A 6276-nucleotide genomic window follows, 5' to 3' on the forward strand; every position below is an offset into this window, starting at 1 on the left:
AAGTCACACAACCATTTGAATCTTCAGTATATACATCGTAGTTGGCCGGATAGGCCGCAGGGTTCAGCTCTGCTGTTGCATTGGCGCTGTAGTCTCCTGCCGCCGGAATATCCCCGGAGGGAACAAAAGCGTATGTATATCCCGGGGTTCCACCGCTGGCAGAGACCGTTACAAGGGCGCCTGAATTACAATTGGCATTGACATTGGCGGTTTCCACAAGGGCCAGGGGAGCTGCCGGGGATCCAATAGTAAGTGTATTGGAATCCGCGTTACAGAAAGGGGCATCCGTGGCAATAACGGTGACATACCAGTTGCCTGCAGGAAGCCCTGAGACCGTTCTTGGGTTTACAGAGGTATCTGCAGCAGTTACACCTGTCAGCGGAGTACCCGCGGAATCAAACACCTGATAGGTGTAATTTCCAGAGTAATTATCAACCCGGAAATCAAGTTCTCCCGAGGCGTCCCCAAAACAGCTCACCGGAGTCACAGCGGTTGCCACAACTTCGATTAAGTCATAAGGGGGAATCGTATAAGGGGCGGATGTAACATAGCACCCGGTCACATTATCGGTTACCCGGAATGTATAGTCTCCGGGGGCAGTGAGGCTGAAATCTGAGGTAAACACTCCGGGCCCCGGGCTCTGGGTGGCGGTGCTCCCCAGGGGAAGCAGGTCGAAATCGAAATCCCCGGACCCTCCGGTAACGGTTACCCGCGCCACCTCATCGTTGAGGCAACTGATCGCCGTAACCTGGCTGACGCTGATATCGGTAATGACAGGGCGCGGACTGATACTTATATTGTCGGTATCAACGCATCCATTGGCATCCCGAACGGTTAGCGTAAAATTCTGAGCCACTCCGGTATCGGACACATTGAACGTATTGGAAGAGACGAAATTGGTTCCGTCTATGCTGTACAGGTAAGGGGCCGTCCCGCCTGTAGCCGTTACCGTGATTATGGATTCAGAAGCGGTGTTGTCCGGGTTACATACAAAATCTGTAGCAGCGGCAACCGCAGAGAGCAGCGTAGGCTCACTGATCGTCACAGGCTCGTCTGTGGTACACGCCCTGCCTGAAGTAGCACGAACAATGTAATTTCCAGCCGAAAGCCCTGTAAAATCAGGAGAAGCCTGAACCGGCCCTAAAGCGACCACCCCGGCGCTGTCAAAAAGCTGATAGGTATACGGGGGGTTGTCCATACCCGGATCCAGGATTGCGGTTATCGACCCATCAGACCCGCCATTACAGGTTACATCTGTGCTGTTTACCATAAAGGATACGGGAGTAGGCGCTACAAGCTCAATTGTAGTTGAGGCGCCACAACCGGGAATCAGGCTGTCGTATATAAATGCCGTATAGGAACCTGGTGCAAGTCCGGTAAACAGCGGAAGCGCCTGTGGCCCGCCGGTCACGCTAACAGCCCCGAGGAAAAGTTCATAGGTAAAGCTGCCAGACCCCCCAGACGGCGTAAGGTTGATCTGACCATCATTTAAGGCACAGGTAGGCTGAACCAGTACCTCTGCGATCATGGAGGATGGGGAGAAGATATCGATGCTTATCGTATTCCCGCACCCATTTGAATCCCTGACCTCAACAGAGTGGGTCCCTGAACTAAGGCCACTAAAAACATAGGTGTCTCCTGAAGCAGAAAGGGAGGTGCTTTGGAAGGCACCGCCATCCAGGCTAAGCAGGTAAGGCCCAACCCCGGAAGTGGCCAGTGTTACTTCTATATCAAAATTGCCCTCAGCGACAGTACATTGGTTTGTGACAGAAGCCGTAATTACCGGTTCGGGATCTGTGGCTATGACAACATCCAAAGGAGGGGTCATACATCCGCCTGAATCCATGGCATATACATCCCAATCCGTGTTTATAGTCGGGTCGAGTTCTGCGTAGTTGTTTGCGGTGAAATCGCCGGGTAAGGGCGCAGCACCATCCTGAACAAAGGCATAGGTAAATGATCCGGAGCCTCCGGTAGCCAGCACTGTTACCTGGGCATTCTCATTACAATTTGCATTGTTTTGAGCGATCAGGTCAAGGGTGATCGGACTGGGCTCAAGGATGCGGAATTCATAGGTGTTTGAACAGAATGGACTGGTCGCTTCTTCAAAGAAAAGCACATAGTCCCCCGGAGGAATATTAGGAATGGTCACAGCCGGGGTGGGCGTTGGCCCTCCTGCGGCCTGTACAACAGTTCCGGAATACGCGCCTCCCAATGGATTGTTCGTGAGTCTTTCGAGGATACTGTAGTTGATATCGGTAACCGAAGGGTCAAACCCTTCAATCTGGAAGGTAATTGAACCGTCAGTCCCTCCAAAACACGTCACATCGGTGACCGTAGGATCGCCGACTTCCACGATGGAAGAAAGGGCGGGAACGGTCTCTTCAATATAGCTCCTACAAAGGGTGACATTGTCGATGGCCTCAAAAATGTAGGTTTGTCCGGAATTCAGCCCGGTAAAAGTAGCAGTCTCTTCATCCGCACCCGGTCCCGCCACTTCCGTGGTTGGTCCTACCCCGGAACCGAAAATGGTGAAAGTGTAATCCCCGGAGCCCCCATCGGCAGATAAGACAACGGTACCCCCATTCACACAATCGGCGATAGCGGCTGCCGAGTTTAGTGTAAGGTAAGGGTTCGCCAAAACGCGAACGGGGTTTTGATAGAATTCGCATCCGTTGGCGTCGATGATCCGCACGTAGTAATCCCCAAAATCCAGACCGTCAAAAGTCACGGAAGTATTCGGGGTGTTTACGACAGGATTCGGACCGCTGGTCGGAACAATATTATTCAGGCGGTCGTAAAGCGTATAGGTGAAATTCGCCGCTCCCCCACTGATGATTGAAACATCAATACGCCCGGGAATATCCCCAACCCCAAGGCCACCACAGGATACATCCATAACGGAAACAGTAGCGTCAAACAGGACGGGGTCATTCAGGGTTATGCTGTCAGAATATGTACATTCTTTTGAATCCCGAACGGTATAGGTGTAAACCCCTGCAGGCAGATTGGTAAATACGGTTTGTGAGCTGTAGCCCAGGCCATTGAAGTCGATTTCAAAGGGCGCTTCTCCGAAATTCGGATCGACATTTATTTGAATTATTCCATTGCTATCCCCGTTACAGGTGGGATCCTGCCCGGTTGCCGTAGCCTGGGGCGGTATTGCCGGGCTAACGGTAATTGTACTTGAAAGCGCAACACATCCCTCACTATCTGTAACGCGGAATTGATAGTTGCCCGCCACAGATGCTGTATAAGGGAACCCACCTGTATACGCCGTAAAGCCCCCACCGTTAACCGCTACTTCAAACGAATACGGAGGGTAGCCGCCAGCAGGCGACAAGTCAATTGAGGCGTCAGGCGAAACCGTACAGTCGAGGTCTTTAATAAGAAGGGCACCGGCCGTTAATTCTGGTGCAATTGTTTGGCTTACAGTATCCGAACAGCCAAAGCTATCCAGCACCGTAAATGTATAGTTCCCGGGGACCAGGCCGCTGAAAGTGTTTGATGTTTGGGTAGCGCCGCCATTTACACTATAGTAATAAGGCGAAACACCCCCTGTAGCACCAACCACTACTGTGGCAAGGCCTGAAGAAGTAAAACAAAGGCCGGAAGTCGCATCGATACTGGCGACAGGATTTGCAGGGGCCAGAAGGTCAAAAGTATCGGTTTCCAGACACCCATTGGCATCCGTAACACGTATGGTGTAATTGCCAACCTGGCTCAGCCCTGAAAAAGTATTGTTCCCCTGAGGTCCGAGCACCACAGCGTCTGGCTGAACCAGCTCATAAGAGTAGCTTCCCCAGCCACCGTTTGCAGTAACGGTAACCGTTCCGTCAGTTGCACAGGTAATGGGGGTTGTTGTAAATGTAAACGAAAGGGGGGTGGCCGGTTCTGCAACAACCACGGTTGCGGTGTCTGTACAATTGGTCGTTTCATCTGTTACTTCGAGGGTATAACTCCCTGCAACCAACCCGGTGAAATTTATGGTATTCGGAGTCTGTCCGGCAACAGGAGCCCCTCCGTTAAGGGAGTACGCATATGTGCCTGAAAAACCACTTATAAAATAATCGACAGCCCCGTCAGCTGTCCCCACACAGGAAACATTCTGCACCAGGGTCCCGGATACCTGAACCGGGTTAACCGGTGTAATGGTAAAGGATTCTTGGTATGCACAACCGTTGGCATCGGTGACCCGGAACGTATAGGTGTCCGGGGTCAGTCCGGTAAAAATATTTGTATTGCCATTGTTAATGGCGCTCGGGCTGATGATTTCGTATGTAACGGCACCGAGTCCTCCGGTTACGGAAAGGGTTACATCCGAAGTAAGAGTTGGACAGTTAGGTGCGGTAGCTGAGAAACTGATATCCGTTGGCGGATCCAGTGCCGGGATGGTCACAGGGGCCGTTGCTAACGTACACCCGGCAGCATCTCTTACGGTTATGGTATAAACTCCGGCGGTGAGTCCGGTAAAGGTATCAGAGGCGCCAAAATTCACACCGTCTATGCTGTAGGTATACCCGGGGGTTCCCCCGCTGACATTCTGGACTTGAATACTTCCATCCTGCAGACATGTAAAAGGCTGAACGAGCACAGCGTCTGCAAGTATCGCACTGGGTTCCGTGAGGGTTACGGTGTCTGTAAAAAGACACCCTTTACTGTCACGCACCGTAAAGGAATAGGTGCCTGCGCCGAGACCGCTATATAAGGTTTGAGCGCTGAACCCAAGTCCGTTGAAGTCCACTTCAAAAGGAGGCGTCCCAAAGGAGGGGTCCACAGTAATTTCGACAGAACCATCCGAGGCGCCATTACAAGTTGGGTTGGTCGGGATGTTCGTGGCCACGGGGTTTGTTATAGGATCTACCACCACAACGGTCTGGGCAACACACCCTTCGGAATCTGTGATAAGAAAGGTGTAATTCCCGTCAGTTGCCGCCGTGTAGGAGAAAGTGTTGCCGGCAAAAGCAACGCTTGCACCTCCATTGACCTGGTAAGTGTAGGGTGCATATCCGCCGACTACAGAAATATCAATTTGGGCATCAGGGGTAGCCGAACAATCTAATTCTTTTGATAAACTTCCCGTTACGAGTAATTGAGGCTCCACCGTTACCAGGGCAGATGTGGCAGTACATCCATAGGTGTCGGTTACGACAACGGAGTAGGTGCCCGGGGCAAGGTTGTCAAAGACATTACTGGCCTGGCCTGGACCGCCGTTAAGGCTGTATGAGTAGGGCGCTATTCCCCCGGAGGCTGCAGCCGTAAGGCTTACACCGATGGTTGGGTCAAAACAACGGTCCGTGACCGGATCCAGGCTGACTGTTGGGTTAACAGGAGCGGTGAGGTCGATGATATCGGTAAGGGTACACCCATTCGCATCACTAACCTCAACAGTGTACGTTCCACTTTGGGTGAGTCCGGTGAAAACCCCTGAAGTATTGGTCTGGTTGCTGGCATCCGGCTGGGTGAGTACATAGGAATAGCTTCCCCACCCTCCTGACGCGGAGGCAGTAATTGACCCGTCTGTGGCACAGGTAAGCGGCGTGGCGTTAAGGGCAAGTGCAAGGGGAACTGCCGGCTCGCTCACAGTGATACTTTCTGTAGCAGTACAATTCGTGGATTCATCTGTGACAACAATGGTATAGGTGTCGGCGGCCAGGGCAGACAGGGTAACGCTGCCTGTAGTTTGTCCACTCACAGGAGTACCTCCATTCACAGTATATGCGTAGGTACTGCTGAACCCGTTTACAGAGAAGGCGATTTCCCCGTCGGCACCTCCTACACAACTCACATTACTCACCAGCGTTCCGGAAACCTGGATTGGGGTTACTGGGGGAATGGAGTAGTTTTCCTGGTATTCACATCCGTTGGCGTCTGTAACCTGGAAGGTATAGGTGCCCGGAGCGAGGGCGTCAAAATTGGCACTATTTCCCGTGGTGCTCGAGGCTAATTGGCCCGCGGGGGCAATTATTTCGAAGGTAAAAGGCGCTTCTCCCCCTGAAACGCTTGTCGTAATATCCGACACAAGGGCGGGACAAGTAGGGTTTGTGGCGGTAAACACCAGATCGTTAGGAGGTGTAAGCGGATCGATGGTTAAAGGAGGAGCCACCGTGGCGCATCCGTTGGCGTCCCTTGCGGTTAAGGTATAGGTCCCTGGGGTTAGGCCTGTAAAGGTCTCAGCCCCTGCCCCACTTAAAAAATTCACGCCATCTATACTGAATTCATAAGGCGCAGTTCCCCCGACGATGTTTTGGGCGGCAATTATTCCGTCCTGAATAC

Annotated in this window: 1 protein-coding gene; it reads right to left on the reverse strand. The window is 52.3% G+C overall.

Annotated elements, in window-relative coordinates:
• On the reverse strand, positions 1 to 6276 hold a 6276-nt coding region (locus tag WBV75_RS10740; RefSeq protein ID WP_424120607.1), incomplete at both ends, for a hypothetical protein.

This window comes from Robiginitalea sp. (assembly GCF_049588695.1).
GTDB lineage: Bacteria > Bacteroidota > Bacteroidia > Flavobacteriales > Flavobacteriaceae > Robiginitalea.